Below are 20473 nucleotides of genomic sequence, written 5' to 3'. Positions count from 1 at the left end.
GACTCGCCCCTCACGGTAGCGGGCGGACTTCGCCGTCACGGGCGAGGATCTTGGCCTCCACCTCGAACTCGGCGGACGTGGACTGCCGCGGTGGACGAGAGCGGGGCGCGAACCCGTCCACCATGAAAGGGGAGGGTGCCGTGCACGGCGGAATCGCTGCCGAGCACGGTCACGCCGCCACACCATCCGACACCGTCCACGGCGGCGTCCCCACATCGAACCGAACGGCAAGGAGCCCGAGCGCCTAGAGTCCGAAGACCCGGCGCGCGTTCCCGGCCAGGAACAGCTCGGTGGTCTCTGCGTCCAGGTCCAGGTCGCCGAGGTGTTCCAGTGCCTGAACCGGGGTGATCATGGGGTAGTTGGTGCCGAACAAGACCTTCGTGCGGCCCCGGCCGCGCAGGTGGTCCACCAGTTCCCGTGGGTATCGGCGGGCGGTGTAGGCGCTGGTGTCGATGTAGACGTCGGCGTGTTTGTCGGCCACCGCGATCATCTCCGTGGTCCAGGGGTAGCCGATGTGCCCGCAGACGATGGTCAGTTCGGGGAAGTCGAGCGCGACCTGGTCGATGTAGGGGATCGGGCGGCCGGTCTCGGAGGGACGCAGTGGCCCGGTGTGTCCGACCTGGGTGCAGAAGGGGATGCCGAGTTCGACGCAGGCGGCGTACAGCGGGTAGTACAGCCGGTCGGTCGGCGGCAGTTGCCACAGCCAGGGCACGATCCGCAGGGCCGTGAAGCCGAGTTCCTCAACGGCCCGGCGTAGTTCGCGCACGGCCTGGACGGGCCGGGTGAGGTCCACGCCGGCGACCCCGCGCAGCCGTCCGCCGGACTGGGCGACGAACTCGGCCACCTCGTCGTTGCTGATCAGCGGGCCCTGGGGGCCGTACCATGCCGCCGAGAGACCGATCTCCACATCGGCTGCGGCCATGGCGGCCACGGTGGCCCGAACGGGCAGAGGCTCCTCCAGCAGACCCTGCCCCGTCCATCGGCGCAGCGACTCGAACATCTCGTGATTGGAGTGACGGAGCGTGGGGTGCTGCATCCACACATCGATGACCGACACGGACCTGTCGCCCCTTTCCCGGTGCGCCGCCTCAACGGCACCTACAGTGCGCTGAGCGATCGCTCACCGCAACCCTGGTTGCCGTAGGTTGCTGACGGACGGCGGGCCTGTGGCACAGTTGATCGTCTTCGACGCCGTGGTCTTCGACGCCGCGGTCGGCCGGCTCAAGGAGGAGGAGCGCCTCCGCGACGACGCCCGCGTCCACCTCTCGCACGCCGCGAGCCGGAGCGCGTGCGCCGCATAGTCGGCGTCGAACCGGTCCGGCCGGGAGTCATCCGCTCCTGAGCCGGATCCTCCGCAGCCCCGTGTGGAGGGACCCGTGGGCGCCGGTGTGCGCTGGCCCGCCACCGGTCCCTGCCGCGTGCACGGCGGTGATCCCGCTGCGCATGTGTGTAGGTTTGGCCCCCGCTGGTCCGCCGCCCCGGGAGTGGCGGACCGGCCGACGCCTTGGCGGGCGCCGTCGCGGGGTAAACGGAACCTACGCCTCCACCGACCCTGACGGAAGTCCTCCAGCCGTGTGGTCCAGGACACATCGACTTGGTGTCGCGCCCCACGCCGCACGCACCCGAGCCGGCACCGCGCGCGGCGCGACCGCCCTGCCCCTCGACCTGCAGGCGTCGGCCGTCTCGGAGGGCCGGCACGGCGGCCGTGCAGTCGGTGAGGGTGCGATCGGCGACCCACCCCTGGGACTCGGCCTTGGGCGGCCCCGGGCGGCCCCGGGCACGTCCAGGGCGACGGGGCGGGCCAGTTGGTCGACCGCATAAGGGGTGGTCGTACACCATGAGCCGGCAGGACGGCCCGTACCGCCCGGTCCCCGTCGTACGGCTCCGGGTCGCGCGGTGGGCGCTACGAGCGGGCGCGGGCACCTGGCCTGAGCGCGCGTACTCGGCCGGGACGGGCCGTCAACGCCGAGCCCGAGGGGCAGCTGGCGGCGGGTACCGATCCCGCCGCGGTGGGCCGACTTGCCGGCGCTCCTCGCGTACGGCGTGAACCTCCGCTCCCGGGCGGGCGCCGACGCCGGGGCACTGGGCAGGACGGTGGCCGCCGCCCTGCAGTCGATCGGGCGGCCTACGGCAGCCTGAGGACTACTTGGCGGGAGGGCCCGGACCGAGACGCCCGGATCGGTACGGCCGGGCCGGTAGGGGTGTGCTCTGGCGGGCCGTCTCCTCAAGTGCCGTACGGCCGTCCGCTCGACCGACGCAGGACCGCCTCCTCGACCGTCGTACGAGGAAAGCGACTTGCCGGGGTGCATCCGCTTCGAGCCCCGCGGCAGCGCTGCCCGCGCGCCGGTCCTGCAGGCGCCCGGGGTGTGCCGCTTCGATGCCCTGGCCCGGCTCAGTGCCCCTCGGCGTTGTCGTCGGCGGGTTCACCGAGATGTTCGGCCAGCTGGAACAGCGCGGGCAACGCGTTCGTGATGGCCGTTCGGGCACCCTCGTCCAGGGCGGCGAGCGCTGCGTCGATGCGGCGCTCGTGGGCCGTGGTCCAGGCCGCGAGTTTCTCACGGCCGGCGTCGGTCAGGGTGACGACACTGGCGCGCCGGTCGGCGGAGTCGACGTCGCGTGCGACCAGCCCGCTGTTGATCATCTGGCCGATCAGCCCGCTCACCGTGCTCGGGGCGAGACGCCGACGCGCGGCCAGATCGCTGACTCGCGCGGGCGAGTGCTCGCCCAGCACCTGAAGCAGCTCCACCTGCGCCATGGGCAGGGTCTCCCACGGATAGTCGGTGCGGATCGAGGAGCGCAGCGCGCGGCGCAGCCGGGTCACGGCTTCGGTGAGCAGCCTGGCGTCCGGCTCGTCGCCGACGAGACCGGAAGACGACGAGGAGGCCTCGGTGCTGGGCTGCGCAGACATGGAGCAAGGGTAGCCGGGCCACCCCGGATACGTGCCGGCCGTCCGGAGCTCGGACGCCTCGTCCACCCCGCCGGCGCTCCCGGCGCGTTCGGTCGCCGACATGGTGCCAGGTGGCCCTTCCCGGTGGGGTGTCCGCCGGGGCGCTCGTCCATCCGATCGCCGGCGGCCACCCCCGCAGCGGTGACGCTGCCGCGGATCCGCCGGGCGGCGACGAGAGGAACGCCTCGACGTCGATCACGGACGACGTGTCCGGCAGGGCGCGGGGGTGAGGGAACCCTCCTGACGCTGCGCAGAGCCGCCATCGGTCAGCGCCCTGCGGCACCGGCCCAGTCCGCCTCGCGACGCTCCACGGCCTGATCACGAGGCCGCGTGGGTCGTCCCCGGATCCGTGCGCGGGGTCAGCCATGCCGCCCCGACGGCGACCGCCGAGGCTGCCAGCAGGACGGCGGCGGCCCAGCGGCTGCCGGTCGGCAGCCCGGCGCTGCCCGCAAGGTGCAGGGCGAGGGTCACCAGAGCGACGCCGAGCGCGGTGCCCTGCCCTCGCGTCATGTTCACCAGACCACCTCCCGTACCGGAGGAGCGCGCGGGTATCGAGCCCATGATCATGGCGTTGTTGGCCGGGGTGAACATGCCCAACCCCAGCCCGGTCAGTGCCAGGACCGGCAGCAGCGCGCCGATCGTCAGCGGGGCGACCAGCAGCCCGGCCACGGCCAGGGTGAAGACGCCGGCCCCGGCCAGGCATCGCGTACGGTCCGGCAGGCCGCGGGGGAGCAGCCGGTCGCCGCCGGTGGCCGCCAGCGCGAATCCGGCCGGGAGAGCCGTGAGGACGAGACCCGCGGTCAGGTCCGAAGAGCCCCGTGCGGTGAGGACGACCGGCACCAGTACCAGCGGCCCGAACAGCACCAGATAGCCGCTCAGCGCTCCCACCAGGCCGAACGCCACAGCCCGGACCCGCAGCAAGGTCAGGTCGAGCAGGGGCGCAGTCGTACGGCGCTGTCGACGGACGAATCCCCAGCCCGCCGAGGCCGCCACCACGAACAGCACCGCCACGGCCCAGTCGGGCACCGGCAGCCCGGAGGCCGCGGAAACACCCAGCAGGGCGGTCGTGGTCGCCGAGGCCAGCAAGAAGAGGCCGGGCCAGTCGAAGCGTGCGACCCGTGTCCGTGCCCGGGTGCGGGGCAGCAGATAGTGGCCGCCGACCAGCGCGAGCACGCCGACGGGAACGTTCACCCAGAACACCCACCGCCAGCCCAGCGTGGAGACCAGGGCTCCGCCCACCGTGGGGCCCAGGGCCAGTCCGAGCGCCTGGGCCGCGGCCTGCACACCGAGCGCGCTGCGCATCCTCCGGCGAGGTGCACTGGTGGTCACCAGGGCCACACTGTTGGCCTGCATCATGGCCGCCCCGGCGGCCTGCAGCACACGGAACGCGACGAGCGCCGTCAGCGAGGGCGCGAAGCCGCAGGCGGCGGAGGCGAGGGTGAAGACGGCGAACCCGTACAGGTACAGCAGTTTGCGGCCGTGCGCATCGGCCAGCCGGCCGGCCGGCACCAGCAGGGCCACCAGGGTCAGCAGATAGGCCAGCGACACCCACTCCACCGCCGCCAGGGAGGCGTGGAATTCGGTGCGCAGGCTGCCGTACGTCAGCGTCACGATGCTGGCGTCGAGCTGCCCCATGAACGCGCCGAAGCACACCGCGCCCACGGCCAGCCACCAGCCGTTCGGCAGCGACCGGATCCCCTCGGGGCGGGGGCGTTCGGCGGTGAGTACGGCAGGCCAGCGCCTCGGGGGCGGGGATGAGGTGGTGGTGTCGGTGGCCATGCCCCCAGTTTATATCGGCCACCGAAATATTTTGCCATCGTCCTATCTCGGCTCCCCTCGCAGCGCCCGCCGCACCGCGGGGACACCTGACGGCGGACCGCCCGAGGGGGAGCCGTCAGCGGTCTGGAAGCAGTACAGGCTTGATGTCCAGGATCGGTGTTGCGTCGAGGGCCTCGAGGTTGCGGACGTGGACACGCGTTCCGGAGACGCTGAGGATGTGCACCGTGTGCAGGCCGATCGGGTTGGGGCGGTCGGGTGCGCGGGTGGCGAAGACGCCGGTGAGCGGTCGGTCGGTGTCCCCCCGCGGGTGGACCGCGAGTGTGTCCCGGTCGGCGCGGTCGAGCCAGGTGAGCAGCAGAGCGTCGGTGCCCGGCTCCAGGCCCTGCAGGGCGGGGGCGTACCGGTCGTCGAGGACGAGCCACGCGTCGGGGGCTCCCTCGTCGGGTTGCCGCGGTGCCGCCGCCTGATCCGTCAACGGCGATTCGACGCGCCCGATCGGGCGCAGTGTGTATGCGGTCGGCACTCCTCGGTCCTTCCTTGACAGAGGTTCCTGAGTCGGTGCGTCAGTACGTGGTGCGTCAGTACGTGGTGTGTGGGTACGGGGTGCGTGAGTACGTGGTGCGTGGGTACGTGGGTACGGGGTGGGTCAGTAAGCTACGACGCCGTGCTGATGCACGAGGGGCGGTTGTGCGACTCCGGTCCCGCACCGAGAAGCGCCGTGCGGTGGGGACCCGGCCGATCCCCACGGGCACCTCGGACGACGTGGATCCGGTGATCACGCGGTGCTGACCGGGTCCCGCCTGCTGGTGGCACCCACGAACGCCGGTACGCATGGCCGGCCGGCTCATCGCCGCCTGGCTCGCCGACCGGAAGACCGACCCCGTCAACCGCCCTGAAATCCCGCTGCAGTTGACTGGGTGGGCGGCTCGCTGTGTGCTGCGCGTCCGTGGCCCACGGCAGGGCACTCATCGATTCCTTCCTACCATTGCGTCGTGCAAAGAGGTCAAGAGGGAACCTGCACACGATGGGCGTCGGAGGGTGTGCCGACCGTCGCCCGGGGGCGTAGCGTCCCTGTAGGAGTGGATGGACTCGGGCCGTCTCGGACGTGCCGCGCGGCCCGGACGCAGCCCCTCCCCGTGACTTCCCGGGAGTCGCAGCTTGCCAGGCTGGAGGCGCCTCGTGACCAGTGCCGGTGCTGGGGCAGCGGACGCGGAGGCGCTGGATGCCGCGCTCGCGGACACCGTGCGTCGCACCGGCGCGTCCATCGGCGCGCTGTACCTGCTCACCCCCGATGAGCAGCAGCTCTTCCTGGACGTGCTGTACGGCGCGCCGGCCGACTTCGCGGCGCCGTGGGTGAGGGTTCCGGTGGCAGGCCCTGCGCCGGTGGCCGACGCGGTGCGTGAGGACCGCGTGGTCTGGGTGGCCCGCCAGGAGGAGATGGCCCGCCGCTATCCGCGTACGGCGATGGCGCTGCCCTACCCGCTCGCTCTCGCCGCGGCACCGGTCACCGGCGTTCGCCCATGGGGGGCCGTCCTCCTGATGTGGCCGGCCACCCGCCCGCCGTACATGACCCAGCGGGAGCGCGGGCACATCATGTCCAGTTGCGGGCGTCTGGCCAGGCTGATCGAGGAAGCCGTCGGACGCGGGCGGTCTCCCGCCCCGCACGACCTCCCGCGGACGCTCCCCGCGGGAGCGGGCCCCCGGGCCGCCGGTCCCGCACTGGCCGCGGCCGACTTCGTCGAGCGTCTGCCGGGCGGCGGCTGCGCGCTGGACCTCGAGGGACACTTCACCTACCTGAGCGCGGGTGCCTGCGAGTTGCTGGGCCGCGACGCCGACCAACTCCTCGGCACGCTGCCGTGGCAGTCCCTGCGCTGGCTCGACGACCCAATGTACGAGGACCGTTACCGCGCCGCGGTCATCAGCCGGGAGCCCGTCGTCTTCACGGCGTGCCGGCCACCGGACCGCTGGCTGGACTTCCACCTGTATCCGGACTCGAGCGGCATCAGCGTCCGCATCGTGCCCAGTGGGACGCGGCCCCCCACCTCCCCGGCGGTCCCGCGCACGGCACGCACCGTCGCACCGACCCGGGCCGGCCGGCTCTACCAGCTGATGCACCTCGCCGCCGCGCTGACCGAGGTGGTCGGTGTGCAGGACGTGATCAACCTCGTTGCCGACCAGATCGTGCCCGCCTTCAACGCCCAGGGACTGGTCCTGTCCGCCGCCGACGCCGGGCGGCTGCGGGTGACCGGGTACTGCGGCTACGACCCCCACACCATCGAACGCCTCGACGGGCTGCCGCTCGACACCGCCTTCACGCCGGCCGGGCAAGCCCTCAGCAGCGGCATCCCCGCGTTCTTCTCCCATCCCGAGGAGATGCGACGGATCTACCCGGAGGCTTCGCTGGTCAGCGGCAAACAGGCCTGGGCCTTCCTGCCGCTGATCGTCTCCAGCAGGCCCGTCGGCTGCTGCATCCTCTCCTACGACCAGCCCCACGAGTTCACGGCCGAGGACCGTGCCGTCCTCACCTCGCTCGCCGGCCTCATCGCCCAGGCCCTGGACCGCGCCCGCCTCTACGACACCAAGCACGATCTGGCCCACCACCTCCAGCAGGCGCTGCTCCCGCGGGCCCTTCCCACCGTCCCCGGCCTGCGGATCGCCGCCCGCTATCTGCCCGCCACCCGCGGCATGGACATCGGAGGAGACTTCTACGACCTCATCCCGCTCGGGGACACCGCCGTGGCGGCCGTCATCGGCGACGTCCAAGGTCATGACGCGGCCGCTGCCGCCCTCATGGGACAGGTCCGCACCGCCGTCCACGCCCACTCGACCCTCGGCACCCCGGACCGGGTGCTCTCCGCCACGAACCGGCTCCTCACCGATCTCGGCCACGACCTGTTCACCAGCTGCCTCTACGCCCGACTCGACTTCGCCGCCCGCAGGCTCACCCTGGCCAGCGCCGGCCACCCGCCACCGGTGGTCCGCCTGCCCGGACGCGACACGCGACCGCTGGCCGTGCCTCCGGGACCTCTGCTCGGAATCGACGCCGACGCCGTCTTCCCGGTGACCGAGGTGTCGCTCGTCCCCGGACTGACGCTCGCCTGCTACACCGACGGCCTCATCGAGACACCGGGAGTCGACCTCGACGAGTCCATCGCTGCCCTAGTCCGTCATCTCGCCGAGGCCGACGACCGGGACCTGAACGCCCTGATCGACACCCTCGTCGGGGCGATGGGCACCAACCGGCAGCGCACCGACGACATCGCCCTGCTCGTCCTGCAGCACCTGGGGCGGCCGTGATTCCGTGTCGGCCGGCAGGCGGCAGGGCACGACGGGAGTCCGGTGCGGTCACCGGAGCGGCACCGGCGCGGCCGCGCGGACGTTCACATGCGTCTGCCCGGCGTGGCCCACGACGGTCACCGTCGGCACCGCGGGAGCGGGCCGGCTTCAGGCGCTGGGTCCGGAGTCGCCGGTCAGGCCCCGCACCGCGGAATGAGCGAGCAGGGCCGCACGGTCGGCCACCTCGTGGCCGATCGTCTCCCCGGTGACCAGGAGCCGGTAATGGAGGGGGGCCGCGACCAGGCCGACCAGTTCCCGCACGTCGACGCCCCCGGGCGCCTCCCCACGCTCGACCCTTCGCGATCGCGGAGGCGGCCCTCGGCCGACGGCACCAGGCGGGCCGAGCGGTCGACCCGGAAGTCGCCTTCGCCTGGCGGCAGATGGTCGCCGGCCTCGGAGGAGTCCGGGTCGAGCGGCTGGCGGCCGAGGTCGGATGGAGCCGTCAGCGCCTGTGGTCGCGGTTCCGGTCGCAGGTCGGCCTCACCCCCAAGCGCGCGGCTCAACTGGTCCGTTTCGACCACGCGGCCCACCGTCTCGCCGCCGGGCACAGGGCCGCACACGTGGCGGCGGAGATGGGCTACGTCGACCAGTCCCACCTGCATCGGGATGTCAGGGCGTTCGCCGGTGTGACGCCCACGGCCGTCGCGATCGCACCATGGCTCGCCGTCGACGACGTGGCGTGGGCCGTCCCCGCCTACCTGCAGGGCCCGGCACGGCGTTGAACACCCGGCCGGGGACGGCCGGATGGTGCGTGCGCACACCGCGTAACCGGCGGCACGCTTCGCCGTCAGGAGCCGGCAGCATGCACGTGGCGGCCCAGTTCGGTGGCCAGGCGTCGCATGACCGTGAGATTGGCACGCCGCATCACGAGCCGTACGAGGGGGCCCAGCAGCCGGTCGGGGAGAGGCGCCCGAAGCCAGGCGTACGTGAACGAGACGCGGCTCCCGCCCGCCGCCAGTGGCTCGATGGTGTAGGTGCCGCGGGCGAGACGCCGGCCGGCGGCACTGACGTTGCGTTCGACGAGGCGTCGCGGCGCGTCGGCCTCCACGACCTCGATGGTGACGTCGGTCCTGGTGCCGGCCAGCACGGCGGTGACCGTCGCGCGCGATCCGACGCCGCGGCCGGGGCCGCTGTGGCGCCAGTCGGTCAGGTAGTGGTCGGTGAATCGCTCGTGGTGAGCCATGACATCGAGGAAGTCGTAGACCTGCTCGGGCGTCTGGGGTACGTCGGTCGACACGGTGACAGACTTCATGTACCGCACGGTACATGCCTCATGTACCAATCGGTACACTCGCGTCGTGGGAAAGACAGGCGATGCGCATTCCAAGGGCAGGGCCGGGCACGGCGCGGACGGCGACCGGCGTGCCCAGCTGGTGGACGCGGCCGTCGACCATGTCGCCGCGCACGGCATCGCGGATCTCAGCCTGCGCCGCCTCGGCGCGGCGATCGGTGTCAGTCACCGCATGCTGATCCACTACTTCGGCTCCAAGGAACAGCTGCTCGTCGAGATCGTCCGCACCTCGGAGCGGCGTCAGCGCGATCTGCTGGCCCGGCTCCGCCTGGAGCCCGGTCTCTCGCCCGCCGGTCTGGCCCGGCTGTTGTGGCAGCAGCTGACGGATCCTCGGCTGGCCGGTCAGGAGCGGCTCTTCTTCGAGGTCTGCGGGCAGGCGCTGCGGGGCCGTCCCGAGGCCGTCCCGGTGCTCGAAGGGCTCGTGACGGACTGGCTGGAACCACTCGTGGCCGCAGAGACGGCCGCGGGGGCGGACCCCGCGGCGGCCCGGAACCGCGCCAGACTGGGGCTGGCGACGGTCCGCGGTCTGCTGCTCGACCTGCTCGCCACCGGTGACCGCGCCGGCGTCGACGCGGCGATGGAGGAGTTCCTCCGGCTGTACTACGGCTCCGGGTGACGCGCCCGGTGGCGGGCAGGGTGGCGGGCCGCGGTCAGGCCTCGCACCCGGTACCACGTCCCGCCGGCGGACCGGCCCTGGCCGGGGCGTCGGGTCACCGGCCCGCGACGGTGGCCCGCCGGGCCGCTGCGACCGGCCGTGGCGACGGGAAGGCGGGCGCCGCAGCGGTCGGTGCCGCTGCGTCAGGCGTCGTTACGGCTCGTCCCTCGGCGGGTCACCTGGGTCGTGAGGAAGTCGAGCAGCGCGGCGTTGAAGCGCTCCGGCTGCTCGGCGCCGGGCAGATGCCCCGCCTTCTCGATCACCACCATGGTCGCCTGCGGGACGAGACGGCGGATCGCCTCGGCGTCCGGGACAGGCGTGTAGACGTCGTCCGCGCCGACGACGATCAGTACCGGTTCCCGGACGGCGCCCAACGTGTCCCGGTAGTCGGGGCGTTCGGCCCGTCCACGCAACGCCGCCGCGGCGCCACGAGGGTCGGTGGCGCGCATCATGCCCAGCACTCGTCCCGCGACATCCGGCATGGCGGCGACGTTGTACGCGGCGAGCATCTTGTCGATCACTTCCCCCGCGTAGCCGTCCATCCCCTCCGCGAGGAGTCTGTCGGCCAGGCGATTGCGGAACTCCTTGCCCTCTTCCGTCTCGGCAGGGACCGAGGTGTCGGACAGGACGAGGGCCCGCACCCGCTGCGGGTGACGGCGCCGGAACTCCATGGCGATCTGACCGCCCATGGAGACGCCGCCGGCCACCACGCGCTCGATGCCCAGGTGGTCGAGGAGCGAGGCCAGGTCGTCGGCGAAGTCGGAGAGGAGGACTTTCCCCGGGGTGACGCTGCTGTCGCCGTATCCGCGCAGATCGGGTGTGACGACCCGGTATCCCGCTTCGGCCAGTGCCGTGGCCTGGGGGGCCCACAGGGTGCGGTTGAAGGGGTGCCCGTGGATCAGGAGGACCGGCAGCCCGGCCGAGGGCCCGAGGTCGTCGTAGTGGATGGTGGCGCCGCGCAGCGCAACGGCGTTCATGCCGGTCACCCTAACCGCAGGGTTTCCGGTGCCGGTGCCGGTGCCGGTGCCGGTGCCGGTGCCGTCACGGAGTGCGGAACCCGCGAAAGGTCACACGCGTCCGGCTCTCGAAGCCGAGCCGGTGGTACAGCGCGATGGCACCGGTGTTGGCCTCGGCCGCATGCAGGAAGGGACGTTCGCCCCGGGAGAGGACGCGTGAGACGAGCGCGCCTATCAGACGGGCGGCGTGCCCTCGCCCGCGTGCCTCGGGTGCCGTGCAGACGGCGCTGATCTCGGTCCAGCCCGGAGGCCGGAGCCGTTCGCCCGCCATCGCCACCAGCCTGCCGTTGTCCCGGATGCCCAGGTAGGTGCCCAGTTCGTGGGTGCGCGGCAAGAACGGCCCCGGTCGGGTCCGCTCGACGAGCTCGAGCATCTCGGGCACATCGGCCGCACCCAGTTCGACCATGTCCGCGTCGACCGCGGTACGAGCCCGATCGGGTCGGCCGCTGCCGGTCCAGATCATCTGCCGGCCCTCGAGGACGAACACCGGCTCCCAGTCCGACGGCGGCGTCGCCCGGCAGCTGAACATGTCCGCGAACTCGCCCGGGCCGAGGAGCCGCGCGAGGTCGGCCCAGTCCGCCGAGTCCGCATCGGCGGACACCGCGCAGAAGGTCGCGACTCCCGGCAGGTAGGTGACAGCCCGGCCGGCGCGGCGGGCGAGATGCGCGTGGTGTCCTCGCAGTGACGCGCCCACCGGGTCGTCGAGCGCGACGGCATGCCCCTCCGCCATGCTGGGCCCTTTCAGATCGTGCGGGTGGCCGACCGGGCGACTGACCGCGATGCCGATGGCTGGCTCCCTGATCATCGCATCCCCACCGGGCGCCGTGACCGGGCGGCCCATGACCCGCCGACCGCCATCGGTCCGTACAGCGACGGGGCCGGGACGTCCTCGGACACCGTGGCGGGCAGGCGGTGGACCCGCGCCGGAACGGCGGAGGCGAGGTGGCCGATCACGCCGCAGCAGCGTCAGCCCGCTGCGCAGGAGGCGGGCGGCTACGGTAGCCGGAGCCGACCGTCCGACCCCGCCGGAGGAGTACGCGTCATGGAGATCTCGGCACAGCAGAAGATCACCACGTTCCTGATGTTCGAGGGCACCGCCGAGGAGGCGATGACCTTCTACGTCTCCCTCTTCGACGACGCCGAGGTCATCAGCGTCAGCCGATACGGTGCCGACGGTCCCGGCGCGGAGGGCAGCGTCCAGCACGCGTCCTTCTCGCTCGCCGGCCAGCGGTTCATGTGCATCGACAGCCCGGCGAAGCACGACTTCACCTTCACACCGGCGGTCTCCCTCTTTGTGCAGTGCGAGAGCGAGCCCGAGATCGACCGCCTCTACGCGGCCCTGGGCGAGCAGGGCACCCAGCTCATGCCGCTGGGCAACTACGGCTTCAGCCCCAAGTTCGCCTGGATCAACGACCGGTTCGGCGTCTCCTGGCAACTCAACCTGCCCGCGTGAGCCGGCGCGGCCTGCCGGCGCAGTGACGTGATCCGCCGGGACCCAGCACCCCACCGCCATCCGTCGGAACCCAGCACCCCACACCCATCCGTCGGAACCCAGCACCCACCGCCGCGAGGGGCCGACGAATGGCTTGTCCTGGCTGTCCGGTGGAAGCTGTCCGGAATTCGGTGATTGAGGCGAGCTGCGCGGGAAACGGTTCCGCAAGGTCAGGTACGCGCGGTCGACGGACGGGAGAACAGGGATGGCCAGCACGGCGGGTCCGGCCCGGGCGCTGACGGCGGCGCCCAGCAGCCTGCAGTTACCCGGGATCGTCCTCGGCGTGGGCCTGGGCGGATTCGTCGACGGCATCCTGCTGCACCAGCTCCTGCAGTGGCACCACATGCTGACCAGCACCAACCACGATCACATCGGGGTGAAGTACTACAACCCCCACACGGTCTCCGGACTCGAGATGAACACCCTCTGGGACGGCATCTTCCACGCCGTGTGCTGGATCGCCGTCCTGCTGGGCCTGGCCGTCCTGTATTCCCGCGTCACACACAACCGGCGGGCGGTGTGGACCTCGCGGGTCCTGTGGGGCTGGATCCTGGCCGGCTGGGGCCTGTTCAACCTGGTCGAGGGCCTCCTGGACCATCAGATCCTCGGCATCCACCACGTCCACGGCGGCCCCTACCAGGCCTGGTGGGACGCCGGCTTCCTCGTGCTGGGCGGCCTGTTCCTGATCGGCGGCTACCTGATCCAGCGCAGCGGGCGGCCCTACGACCCCGAGGCACCCCGCGGCGCCGAGCAGGCCCAGGACCGCGCCTGATGGGTGGCATGCACCACCACGGTGAAGGCGGTACGAGCCGGCCGGAGACGGCACTGACCCTGCTGGTTCTGCTCGCGGTGGCCGGTGGCTACCTCCTCGCCGCCCACCGGGCCCGGCGCCGCAACCCGGCCCAGGGCTGGAACCCCTGGCGTTCCGCATCGTTCCTCACCGGGCTGGCCCTGCTCGCCCTGGCGCTCGTGCCGCCGCTGGCACCCGCCGCCCACACGGACTTCCGCGGGCACATGGCCCAGCACATGCTCATCGGCATGTACGCGCCACTGGCCCTCGTCATGGCCGCGCCCGTGACCCTCCTGCTGCGCACCCTGCCGCCCGCCCGGGCCCGCCGGGTGACGGCAGTGCTGCACAGCCTGCCGGCCCGGGCACTGGCACATCCCGCGGTCGCGCTCACCCTGAGCACCGCGACCCTGGCGGCGCTGTACTTCACGCCGCTGTACAACACCGCCATGGCCCACCCCGCAGGCCACTGGCTCCTGCACGCCCACTTCCTGGCATCCGGGTGTCTGTTCGCCCATGTCATCGCGGGACCCGATCCCGCGCCCACCCGGCCCGGCGTGCGGACCCGCCTGTTCTGTCTGGGCATCGCGATCGCCGCGCACGCACTGATCGCCCAGGCCATGTACGGCGGCTTCTTCGTCGACATCCACGCGCCGATCGACCAGGTCCAGCAAGGCGCGGAGATCATGTACTACGGCGGGGACATCGCCGAACTCCTGCTGGCCGGCGCACTGGTGAGCACATGGCGACCCGAACGCCGCACTCCTCGGCCGGCCGGGCGAGCACCGGTGCCCTACTAGGGTTCGGGCGAGGTCGGCCCCCCCCGCTAGGGTCATCCCGAGCAGGGGCCTCTTCACCCTGAACGTGTGAAACAGGAGCCATTGTGGCCGACATGCCGATAGTCACCACGTTCGTCAGCACGCCGGCGATGGTGCTTCGCTCGTACCGGGCGTGTGCCCGCAGGGGGTACGTCCAGCGGGTGGTGATCACCGTCGGGCTGGTGGTCGTGGGCGGTGGTACGTGCGCCGCCGGGATTGCCGGGGTTCACGGCGCGCTGCTGACCGGCGTCCTGCTGATGCTCTGGGGAGCGGGATCCTTCCTGCTGCGCGAGCGTTCCGTCCGACACCAGCTCGCGCCCTACCTGGTGGGGGAGCGGCAGGTCACCGTCACGATGACGGACCTGGAGTACCGCGCTCAGGGCCCGGACCGGTCAACGTCCCGGACCTGGACCACGTTCCGGGACGTCTCGCGGGTCGGTGACTTCTGGGTGCTGCGTGTGTCACCGAAGATGGCCATGGGCCTGCCGGTCACGGCGCTGAACGAACAGCAGACGGCTGCCTTCCTCACGTTGCTGCGGCAGAAGGGGCTCGACCGCACCCTGTCGGCCCGGAAGGCGGCTCGATGAGGACTGGCCTGCGCATGCGCCCCGGCTCCGTCCCCTTCGTGACCGTCCTGCCGTGGACCGTGGCGCTGTTCGTGTTCCTCCGGCTGGTCATGGGCTACATCTGGCCGGTGAGTGCCGGCGTACCGCTCCTTTACACGGTCTACGCCTGGGTGACGACGGTGCGATCCGCCCGTAGACGGGCCGCCGCCGAGCGTCCCTGACGACGTCGTCGTAGCGGCGGACGTTCCTGGTGAATGCCGCCGGGCTGATTCTCGCCGCACGGCCGAGCAGGCCGGTCGGCCGTCGAGGAGCGGCGCGGCGCCAAGGAAATTCGCGCGACACGAGGCGATCGCTCCTGAACGCTGCGGGCTTGGCCCGGTGCCTGGACAGGAGGGACCACGGCCTACTGGGATCCGCGGCTGTGGCCGCCAGTGCGGCGAGCCCGTCCACGGTGACCCGGAGAGACTCGAAGTGGGCACCCAGGGCTGCCGGGTGGAAAAGGGAGTGCGGGCGTTCGAGCCGGTGAGATACGTTCCTGCCTGTTCGAAGGGGGAGCCGAAGTGGCGAAACTGAACCAGATCATCGCTGTCGAGAAGGGTGTCAAGAGCAAGTCGCTCCAGGACATCACCGGGGCGCACCACAAGGTGCAGAAGCCGGCGCTGCTGGCCGGCATCTCGCGCACGTACCAGCCGAAGGACGAGGAGGGCGAGCAGTTGCCGCCCGAGTCCACGCGCGTACAGGTGCAGGCCGAGGACGTGCTGCGGGAGATGTCCGCCTCGCTCACCCGGCTCTTCGACGTGACCGCCACCAAGGACTGGGCGAACTGCGCGGCCCGCGCGGACGTCACGGTCGACGGCCGGACCATCCTCACCGACGTCCCGGTCAGCTATCTGCTCTTCCTGGAGAAGCAGCTCACCGACCTGCACACGTTCGTCAGGAAGCTCCCCACCCTCGACGCCGCCGAGTCCTGGTCCCACGACCCTTCCACGGACTGGTGGAAGACGGACCCGGTCCGCACGATCCGCACGAAGAAGGTCCCGCGCAACCACGTCAAGGCGGAGGCGACCGACAAGCACCCGGCTCAGGTCGAGGTGTACTACGAGGACGTGCCCATCGGGTACTGGACGACCGTGAAGTTCTCCGGAGCGCTGCCGGCGCGACGGGTGAACGAGCTGGTGGACCGGGTCGAGAGGCTCCAGCAGGCGGTGAAGTTCGCCCGCGAGGAGGCCAACGGCACCGAGGTCACCGACCAGCGGGTCGGCGACGCGGTGTTCGGCTACCTGCTCGGCTGACACCGGCCACGGGTAGCATCCACGATCGCCCCCGCGTGCGAGCGCGGGGGTGCGCAACAGGCGCGGGCCGGACTGAGGACCGGTGCGCGCGATGAGCGCAAGCTGACACTGAAGTTCAGCCTGACGACACGGTGACAGTGAAGGTTCGAGTCCTTCCCCCGGCACAGAACCACCAACGGGCCGGGGTAGCCCAACATGGCAGAGGCAGCCGCGATCAATCTCAGACTCTCGCTCCAGTCTCAGCATCGCCGCCGATCGCCGGATCGACCGAGGCCGGACGAACGCCGTCGGATGCGAGTTCGACTCTCGCCTGCACCTCTTTCACGGTGCGGTAGTTCAAAGGAAGAACACGACGGCATGATGACTGATCCGTCCTCTTAAACGCCGCCGGCGTGCGCAATTGGGTGGCATCCCCAGGGGCCCGGGAGCTGGATACGACTCCCGGGCTCCGCCACGTTCCGGCGGAACCGGACGGGCCCTGACGAACCGGCCGTTCGCCTCTGGCGAGGGTGCGGGGCGCTCACGCACGATCCGGTCCCCCCCCAGGCTCCATACTTTGCGATCAAAGTGTGTGGATCTCATATGGCCGCTGTGGTGTCGTCCCCGGGCGAGCTGCCGACAGGTCCGCTGCTGCCTGCTGCCTGCTGCCTGCTGCCTGCTGCCTGCTGCCTGCTGCCTGCTGCCTTCGGCCGACCGCGCCGGACTCCTCCACGGAAGCGGGGAATTTTTCTCGGACGGGGATGTCGAGAACCCGTGATCGGCTCCGTCCCCGGGGTGAACGCGACCACAATGGGTCGCACCAGCCCCGAGGAGAACCCCGATGGCGAAGTACTTGCTGCTCAAGCACTACCGCGGCGCCCCGGCCGCGGTGAACGACGTGCCGATGGCCCAGTGGACGCCGGAGGAGATCTCGGCGCACGTGAAGTACATGCAGGACTTCGCGGCCCGGCTCGAGGGGACCGGCGAGTTCGTCGACGGCCAGGCGCTCGCCCCCGAGGGGGCGTGGGTCCGCTACGACGGTGAGGGGCGGCCGCCGGTCACCGACGGACCGTTCGCCGAGACCAAGGACCTGATCGCCGGCTGGATGGTGATCGACGTCGACACCTACGAGCGCGCCGTCGAACTGGCCGGGGAGCTGTCGGCCGCCCCTGGGGCGGGCGGGAAGCCGATCCACGAGTGGCTCGAGGTGCGCCCGTTCCTGGCCGCGCCGCCCACCATCACGGAGTGACCTCTTCGATGAACGAGGCCATGCTCAGGAGCCTCACACCGAGCGTGCTCGCCATCCTCGTCCGCCGCGGAGCCGACTTCGCGGCGGCCGAGGACGCCGTCCAGGACGCCCTGGTGGAGGCGGTCCGCGTGTGGCCGGCCGACCCACCGCGGGATGCGAAGGGCTGGCTGGTCACCGTGGCCTGGCGGCGATTCCTCGACGCCCGGCGGGCGGACGCCGCCCGCCGCCGGCGCGAGGACGTCCTCACCGAGGAGCCGGAGCCCGGGCCCGCCCCGGCCGCGGACGACACGCTCCAGCTCTACTTCCTGTGCGCCCACCCGTCGCTGACACCGTCGTCCGCAGTCGCGCTGACGCTGCGCGCCGTCGGCGGGCTGACCACCCGCCAGATCGCGCAGGCCTACCTGGTGCCCGAGGCGACCATGGCACAGCGCATCAGCCGGGCCAAGCGCACCGTGTCCGGCGTGCGGTTCGACCAGCCCGGTGACGTCGCCACCGTGCTGCGTGTCCTCTATCTCGTTTTTAATGAGGGCTATTCCGGCGACATCGACCTCGCCGCCGAGGCCATCCGGCTCACCAGACAGCTCGCCGCCACGATCGACCACCCCGAGGTGGCGGGACTGCTCGCCCTCATGCTGCTCCACCACGCACGGCGCGCCGCCCGGACCGCGCCCGACGGCAGTCTGGTGCCACTCGCCGAGCAGGACCGCACCCGGTGGGACACCGAGTCGATCGCCGAAGGCGTCGAGCTCCTGCAGGCGGCCCTCGCTCGCGACCGGCTGGGCGAGTTCCAGGCCCAGGCCGCCATCGCCGCCCTCCACGCCGACGCGCGCACCGCCGAGGAGACCGACTGGGTGCAGATCGTCGAGTGGTACGACGAGCTCACGCGCCTGACCGACAACCCGGTCGTCCGCCTCAACCGGGCGGTCGCCGTGGGCGAGGCCGACGGACCGCGCGCCGGCCTGGCGGCGCTCGCGCCGCTGGACGCCTCACTGCCCCGCCACGCGGCGGTGGCCGCGTATCTGCACGAGCGCGACGGCGACGTGGCGACCGCGGCACGGCTGTACGCCGAGGCGGCCCGAAGGGCACCGAACCTCGCCGAGCGCGACCACCTGACGCGCCAGGCCGCCCGGCTCAACGCCCGCCGGTGCCGCTGACGGGTCCGCCACGCGGCTTCGGACGTGGGGGCGTGCACAGGGGGTGTGCACATGGGGTGTGCAAAGACCCGCCCGCTGACGTGCCGGGTCCCGCAGCCACCGTGGGAAGAAGCCGCAACCCCCGCTCCGTGCAGAGACGTTCAGGGCCCGGTCGGACGGGCCGGCAGCAGCGCCACACTGAAGAACGCAGCGTCCGCCGGGAGAGCGCGCCGGGAGGGCGATCCCCGTGAGATCAGCCCCGCCAGGCTCGCCGGGCCGCCGCGTCAGCGGCGGCGGGCGATGGTGATTCCGTCGCGTACCGGCAGCATCACCGAGTCCACCCGCTCGTCGGTCGTGATCAGGTCGTTCAGGCGCCGCATCGCCAGGTGGTGGTCCTCCTGGTACGCGGGATCGAGGACGCGGCCGCCGAGGAAGACGTTGTCCAGCACCACCAGCCCACCAGGACGCAGTCGGCGTACGATCTCCTCGTAGTACGCCGGGTAGTTGTCCTTGTCGGCGTCGATGAACGCGATGTCGATGGCCGGCTCGGTGCCGAGCGTGCTCAGTGTCTCCAGCGCGGGGGCGAGGCGCAGGTCGATCCGGTCGGCGACGCCCGCGCGCTCCCAGTACGGCTTGCCGATCGCGGCCCAGTCCTCGCTGACGTCGCACGCGAGCAACCGGCCGCCGTCGGCCAGACCCCGGGCGATGCACAGGGCCGAGTAGCCGGTGAAAACGCCGATCTCGACCGCGAAGCGGGCGCCGACCAGCCGGGTCAGCATCGTGAGCAGGGCCCCCTCGTCGGCGGAGACCTGCATGTGCGCGGCGTCGGCCGCGGCGTCGCGGGTCGCGACGGCCAGCTCGCCGAGGACGTCGTCGGCCGGCGTGTGGTGGTCGAGCAGATACGCGGCGACGACGGGGTCGGTGGGTTCCAGCCGGCCGCCGTCGATCGGCGCGGACCACTCGACGGTGAGTTCCTCCTGGGTGGCGAAACGCAGCAGGTGACGGGTGATCACGTCCTGGACCCGGGCCAGCGACTCGGCGTCGGCCGCGGTGGCGGTCAGTTCCAGCCGGTCCGGCGAGGGCGTGAGGCTGCAGGTTCCGGCGGCAACCGTGATCGTGCCGCGGCCGTCGGGAGTGAGGGCCGCAGCCGCCTTGTGGCCCATGTGCGAGACGAGCTGCCTGAGGTAGCGGGCCGGGCGGGCGGTGGCGACACGGGCCGTGGTGATGGGCATACGACTCCTTGGCTTTTCGGTCGAATGGCGAGTCAAGTGGCGAGAATTCTCGCCACTTCCCCGAGGGGGATTCTGAGGTCGCCGCGATCGAGTTGTCAAAAGTGTTTAGGTTCATGGACACTTTCGGGCATGGCAGAAGAACGGCCGCCCGGGCCCTCGCGCGGCGGCGACCAGGACGAGCCACCGCGCGACGAGCAGGACCACCTCGTGCTGCGCTCGCCCGAGCAGTTCAAGGCCCTCGGGCACCCCGTGCGGCACCGCATGGTCAACGTGTTGCGCCAGCGCCCGGCCACGCTGCGCCAGCTCGCCCACGCGCTGGGCATGAGCAAGGGCACCATCGGCTACCACGTGCGCGTGCTGCGCGAGGCGGGCCTGGTCCGGTTGACCGAGACCCGCCAGGTACGAGGCGGCACCGAGCAGTACTTCGCGCTGGTCAGCCAGGGCTTCAAGGTGCACCGGGACGCGGAGGTCGGCCCGGAGTTCCTGATCAACGCCGCACTCGGCGAGATGCTGCCGACACGGCCCGGCCAGCCCTCGCACACCGTGCTGCGCCACCTCTGGCTCACCGACGCGCAGGCGCACGCGCTGGAGGCCCAGTTGCGTGCGATGGCCACCGAGGAACACCCGACGGACCCCGCGCACGGCGAGCCGTACGGGCTGCTGGTCAGCCTCTTCCGTGCCGATGTGCCCAGCCTGCCGCCGGACGACGCCCCTTGACCGCCTGGGCTTCGGCCGGCCACGCGGTCGTATCGCCGGTGAGCGTCGGGCGCGGCCTCGACGATCCGCCGCGTCGGACGACCGCCCCCCGCCCCCGCCGCCGCGCTAGGCGATCAGCCGCCTGACGGTGCCGTCGGACCTGCGCTCCGGTGTCGCAGCCTCAGGATCGATGGAGGTGCCGGGC

21 protein-coding genes and 2 pseudogenes are annotated in these 20473 nt (G+C 71.9%); 14 read left to right on the top strand and 9 right to left on the bottom strand.

Going from position 1 to position 20473, the window contains the following annotated elements; translation table 11 throughout:
- Positions 1-244: 244 nt before the first annotated feature.
- Complete coding sequence (locus tag ABZ919_RS13495; RefSeq protein ID WP_361246675.1) at positions 245-1057, bottom strand: amidohydrolase family protein; 813 nt, start codon at positions 1055-1057, stop codon at positions 245-247.
- A 109-nt stretch (positions 1058-1166) separates the two neighbouring features.
- On the opposite strand from ABZ919_RS13495, the gene ABZ919_RS13490 reads away from it, so the two are divergent.
- Positions 1167-1301, top strand: coding sequence for a hypothetical protein (locus tag ABZ919_RS13490; protein WP_361246672.1), 135 nt, complete (start codon positions 1167-1169; stop codon positions 1299-1301).
- A gap of 663 nt (positions 1302-1964) precedes the next feature.
- Positions 1965-2139 (top strand): annotated as a pseudogene (locus ABZ919_RS13485) (TetR/AcrR family transcriptional regulator); the annotation flags it as partial.
- A 253-nt stretch (positions 2140-2392) separates the two neighbouring features.
- On the opposite strand, the gene ABZ919_RS13480 reads toward ABZ919_RS13485, so the two are convergent.
- The 3 genes from ABZ919_RS13480 to tsaA all read right to left on the bottom strand — a co-directional run bounded on the left by ABZ919_RS13480 (position 2393) and on the right by tsaA (position 5249).
- A complete protein-coding gene (locus ABZ919_RS13480; RefSeq protein ID WP_361246669.1) occupies positions 2393-2908 on the bottom strand; it encodes a MarR family winged helix-turn-helix transcriptional regulator in 516 nt (171 codons plus the stop codon).
- 357 nt (positions 2909-3265) lie between these two features.
- Positions 3266-4726, bottom strand: coding sequence for an MFS transporter (locus ABZ919_RS13475; protein ID WP_361246666.1), 1461 nt, complete (start codon positions 4724-4726; stop codon positions 3266-3268).
- 115 nt (positions 4727-4841) lie between these two features.
- Positions 4842-5249, bottom strand: coding sequence for a tRNA (N6-threonylcarbamoyladenosine(37)-N6)-methyltransferase TrmO (tsaA, locus tag ABZ919_RS13470; protein WP_361246664.1), 408 nt, complete (start codon positions 5247-5249; stop codon positions 4842-4844).
- A 656-nt stretch (positions 5250-5905) separates the two neighbouring features.
- Here tsaA and ABZ919_RS13465 point away from each other — a divergent pair.
- Positions 5906-8023 carry a SpoIIE family protein phosphatase gene (locus ABZ919_RS13465; RefSeq protein ID WP_361246661.1) on the top strand — a complete coding sequence of 706 codons (2118 nt, stop codon included), beginning with the start codon at positions 5906-5908 and terminating at the stop codon, positions 8021-8023.
- 147 nt (positions 8024-8170) lie between these two features.
- Here the strand turns inward: ABZ919_RS13465 and ABZ919_RS13460 are convergent, their stop codons facing one another.
- A complete protein-coding gene (locus tag ABZ919_RS13460) occupies positions 8171-8323 on the bottom strand; it encodes a hypothetical protein (protein ID WP_361246658.1) in 153 nt (50 codons plus the stop codon).
- 35 nt (positions 8324-8358) lie between these two features.
- Between ABZ919_RS13460 and ABZ919_RS13455 the strand changes: the two are divergent.
- Positions 8359-8784, top strand: a pseudogene (locus ABZ919_RS13455) (helix-turn-helix domain-containing protein); the annotation flags it as partial.
- A gap of 65 nt (positions 8785-8849) precedes the next feature.
- Here the strand turns inward: ABZ919_RS13455 and ABZ919_RS13450 are convergent.
- Positions 8850-9314: an SRPBCC family protein gene (locus ABZ919_RS13450; protein WP_361246656.1), complete on the bottom strand. Its 465-nt coding sequence runs from the start codon at positions 9312-9314 to the stop codon at positions 8850-8852.
- Between the two features lie 46 nt (positions 9315-9360).
- Between ABZ919_RS13450 and ABZ919_RS13445 the strand changes: the two genes are divergently transcribed.
- Positions 9361-9969, top strand: coding sequence for a TetR/AcrR family transcriptional regulator (locus ABZ919_RS13445; protein WP_361246654.1), 609 nt, complete (start codon positions 9361-9363; stop codon positions 9967-9969).
- Between the two features lie 182 nt (positions 9970-10151).
- Here ABZ919_RS13445 and ABZ919_RS13440 read toward each other — a convergent pair whose 3' ends face one another.
- Complete coding sequence (locus tag ABZ919_RS13440) at positions 10152-10985, bottom strand: alpha/beta fold hydrolase (RefSeq protein ID WP_361246651.1); 834 nt, start codon at positions 10983-10985, stop codon at positions 10152-10154.
- Positions 10986-11049: 64 nt separating this feature from the next.
- A complete protein-coding gene (locus ABZ919_RS13435; protein WP_361247104.1) occupies positions 11050-11754 on the bottom strand; it encodes a GNAT family N-acetyltransferase in 705 nt (234 codons plus the stop codon).
- A 312-nt stretch (positions 11755-12066) separates the two neighbouring features.
- On the opposite strand from ABZ919_RS13435, the gene ABZ919_RS13430 reads away from it, so the two are divergent.
- From ABZ919_RS13430 to ABZ919_RS13395, 8 genes are all read left to right on the top strand, one after another.
- Positions 12067-12477, top strand: a complete 411-nt coding sequence (locus ABZ919_RS13430) for a VOC family protein (RefSeq protein WP_361246648.1) — start codon at positions 12067-12069, stop codon at positions 12475-12477.
- Between the two features lie 244 nt (positions 12478-12721).
- Positions 12722-13288, top strand: coding sequence for a DUF2243 domain-containing protein (locus tag ABZ919_RS13425; protein ID WP_361246645.1), 567 nt, complete (start codon positions 12722-12724; stop codon positions 13286-13288).
- Positions 13288-14103: a cytochrome c oxidase assembly protein gene (locus ABZ919_RS13420; protein WP_361246641.1), complete on the top strand. Its 816-nt coding sequence runs from the start codon at positions 13288-13290 to the stop codon at positions 14101-14103. Before ABZ919_RS13425 ends, ABZ919_RS13420 begins: the two co-directional genes overlap by 1 nt.
- A 92-nt stretch (positions 14104-14195) precedes the next feature.
- Positions 14196-14708 carry a hypothetical protein gene (locus ABZ919_RS13415; RefSeq protein WP_361246639.1) on the top strand — a complete coding sequence of 171 codons (513 nt, stop codon included), beginning with the start codon at positions 14196-14198 and terminating at the stop codon, positions 14706-14708.
- Complete coding sequence (locus ABZ919_RS13410) at positions 14705-14908, top strand: hypothetical protein (protein ID WP_361246636.1); 204 nt, start codon at positions 14705-14707, stop codon at positions 14906-14908. Before ABZ919_RS13415 ends, ABZ919_RS13410 begins: the two co-directional genes overlap by 4 nt.
- Before the next feature lie 339 nt (positions 14909-15247).
- Positions 15248-15979: a hypothetical protein gene (locus ABZ919_RS13405; RefSeq protein ID WP_361246633.1), complete on the top strand. Its 732-nt coding sequence runs from the start codon at positions 15248-15250 to the stop codon at positions 15977-15979.
- Positions 15980-16799: 820 nt separating this feature from the next.
- Positions 16800-17207 (top strand): YciI family protein, encoded by a 408-nt coding sequence (locus ABZ919_RS13400; RefSeq protein WP_361246630.1) that lies wholly within the window; start codon positions 16800-16802, stop codon positions 17205-17207.
- A gap of 8 nt (positions 17208-17215) precedes the next feature.
- The gene (locus tag ABZ919_RS13395) at positions 17216-18361 is read left to right on the top strand and encodes a DUF6596 domain-containing protein (RefSeq protein ID WP_361247101.1); all 1146 of its coding nucleotides are present in this window, start codon (positions 17216-17218) and stop codon (positions 18359-18361) included.
- 263 nt (positions 18362-18624) lie between these two features.
- Here the strand turns inward: ABZ919_RS13395 and ABZ919_RS13390 are convergent, their stop codons facing one another.
- Positions 18625-19572, bottom strand: a complete 948-nt coding sequence (locus ABZ919_RS13390; protein ID WP_361246627.1) for a DUF2218 domain-containing protein — start codon at positions 19570-19572, stop codon at positions 18625-18627.
- Between the two features lie 129 nt (positions 19573-19701).
- Between ABZ919_RS13390 and ABZ919_RS13385 the strand changes: the two genes are divergently transcribed.
- The gene (locus tag ABZ919_RS13385; RefSeq protein ID WP_361246625.1) at positions 19702-20289 is read left to right on the top strand and encodes a winged helix-turn-helix domain-containing protein; all 588 of its coding nucleotides are present in this window, start codon (positions 19702-19704) and stop codon (positions 20287-20289) included.
- Positions 20290-20473 lie beyond the last annotated feature (184 nt).

It is taken from the genome of Streptomyces sp. NPDC046759, assembly GCF_040645475.1.
Classification (GTDB): Bacteria; Actinomycetota; Actinomycetes; order Streptomycetales; family Streptomycetaceae; genus Streptomyces.
This window is presented reverse-complemented; position numbering and strand designations above follow the sequence as displayed.

Bases quoted from the DNA above. Each gene is read 5' to 3' on its own strand.
- ABZ919_RS13435 (WP_361247104.1), bottom strand. From the start codon at position 11,754: ATGGCGGAGGGGCATGCCGTCGCGCTCGACGACCCGGTGGGCGCGTCA.
- ABZ919_RS13425 (WP_361246645.1), top strand. From the start codon at position 12,722: ATGGCCAGCACGGCGGGTCCGGCCCGGGCGCTGACGGCGGCGCCCAGC.
- ABZ919_RS13395 (WP_361247101.1), top strand. From the start codon at position 17,216: ATGAACGAGGCCATGCTCAGGAGCCTCACACCGAGCGTGCTCGCCATC.
- ABZ919_RS13385 (WP_361246625.1), top strand. From the start codon at position 19,702: ATGGCAGAAGAACGGCCGCCCGGGCCCTCGCGCGGCGGCGACCAGGAC.
- ABZ919_RS13390 (WP_361246627.1), bottom strand. From the start codon at position 19,572: ATGCCCATCACCACGGCCCGTGTCGCCACCGCCCGCCCGGCCCGCTAC.
- ABZ919_RS13410 (WP_361246636.1), top strand. From the start codon at position 14,705: ATGAGGACTGGCCTGCGCATGCGCCCCGGCTCCGTCCCCTTCGTGACC.
- ABZ919_RS13480 (WP_361246669.1), bottom strand. From the start codon at position 2,908: ATGTCTGCGCAGCCCAGCACCGAGGCCTCCTCGTCGTCTTCCGGTCTC.
- ABZ919_RS13400 (WP_361246630.1), top strand. From the start codon at position 16,800: ATGGCGAAGTACTTGCTGCTCAAGCACTACCGCGGCGCCCCGGCCGCG.
- ABZ919_RS13440 (WP_361246651.1), bottom strand. From the start codon at position 10,985: ATGAACGCCGTTGCGCTGCGCGGCGCCACCATCCACTACGACGACCTC.
- ABZ919_RS13415 (WP_361246639.1), top strand. From the start codon at position 14,196: ATGCCGATAGTCACCACGTTCGTCAGCACGCCGGCGATGGTGCTTCGC.
- ABZ919_RS13420 (WP_361246641.1), top strand. From the start codon at position 13,288: ATGGGTGGCATGCACCACCACGGTGAAGGCGGTACGAGCCGGCCGGAG.
- ABZ919_RS13450 (WP_361246656.1), bottom strand. From the start codon at position 9,314: ATGAAGTCTGTCACCGTGTCGACCGACGTACCCCAGACGCCCGAGCAG.
- ABZ919_RS13430 (WP_361246648.1), top strand. From the start codon at position 12,067: ATGGAGATCTCGGCACAGCAGAAGATCACCACGTTCCTGATGTTCGAG.
- ABZ919_RS13475 (WP_361246666.1), bottom strand. From the start codon at position 4,726: ATGGCCACCGACACCACCACCTCATCCCCGCCCCCGAGGCGCTGGCCT.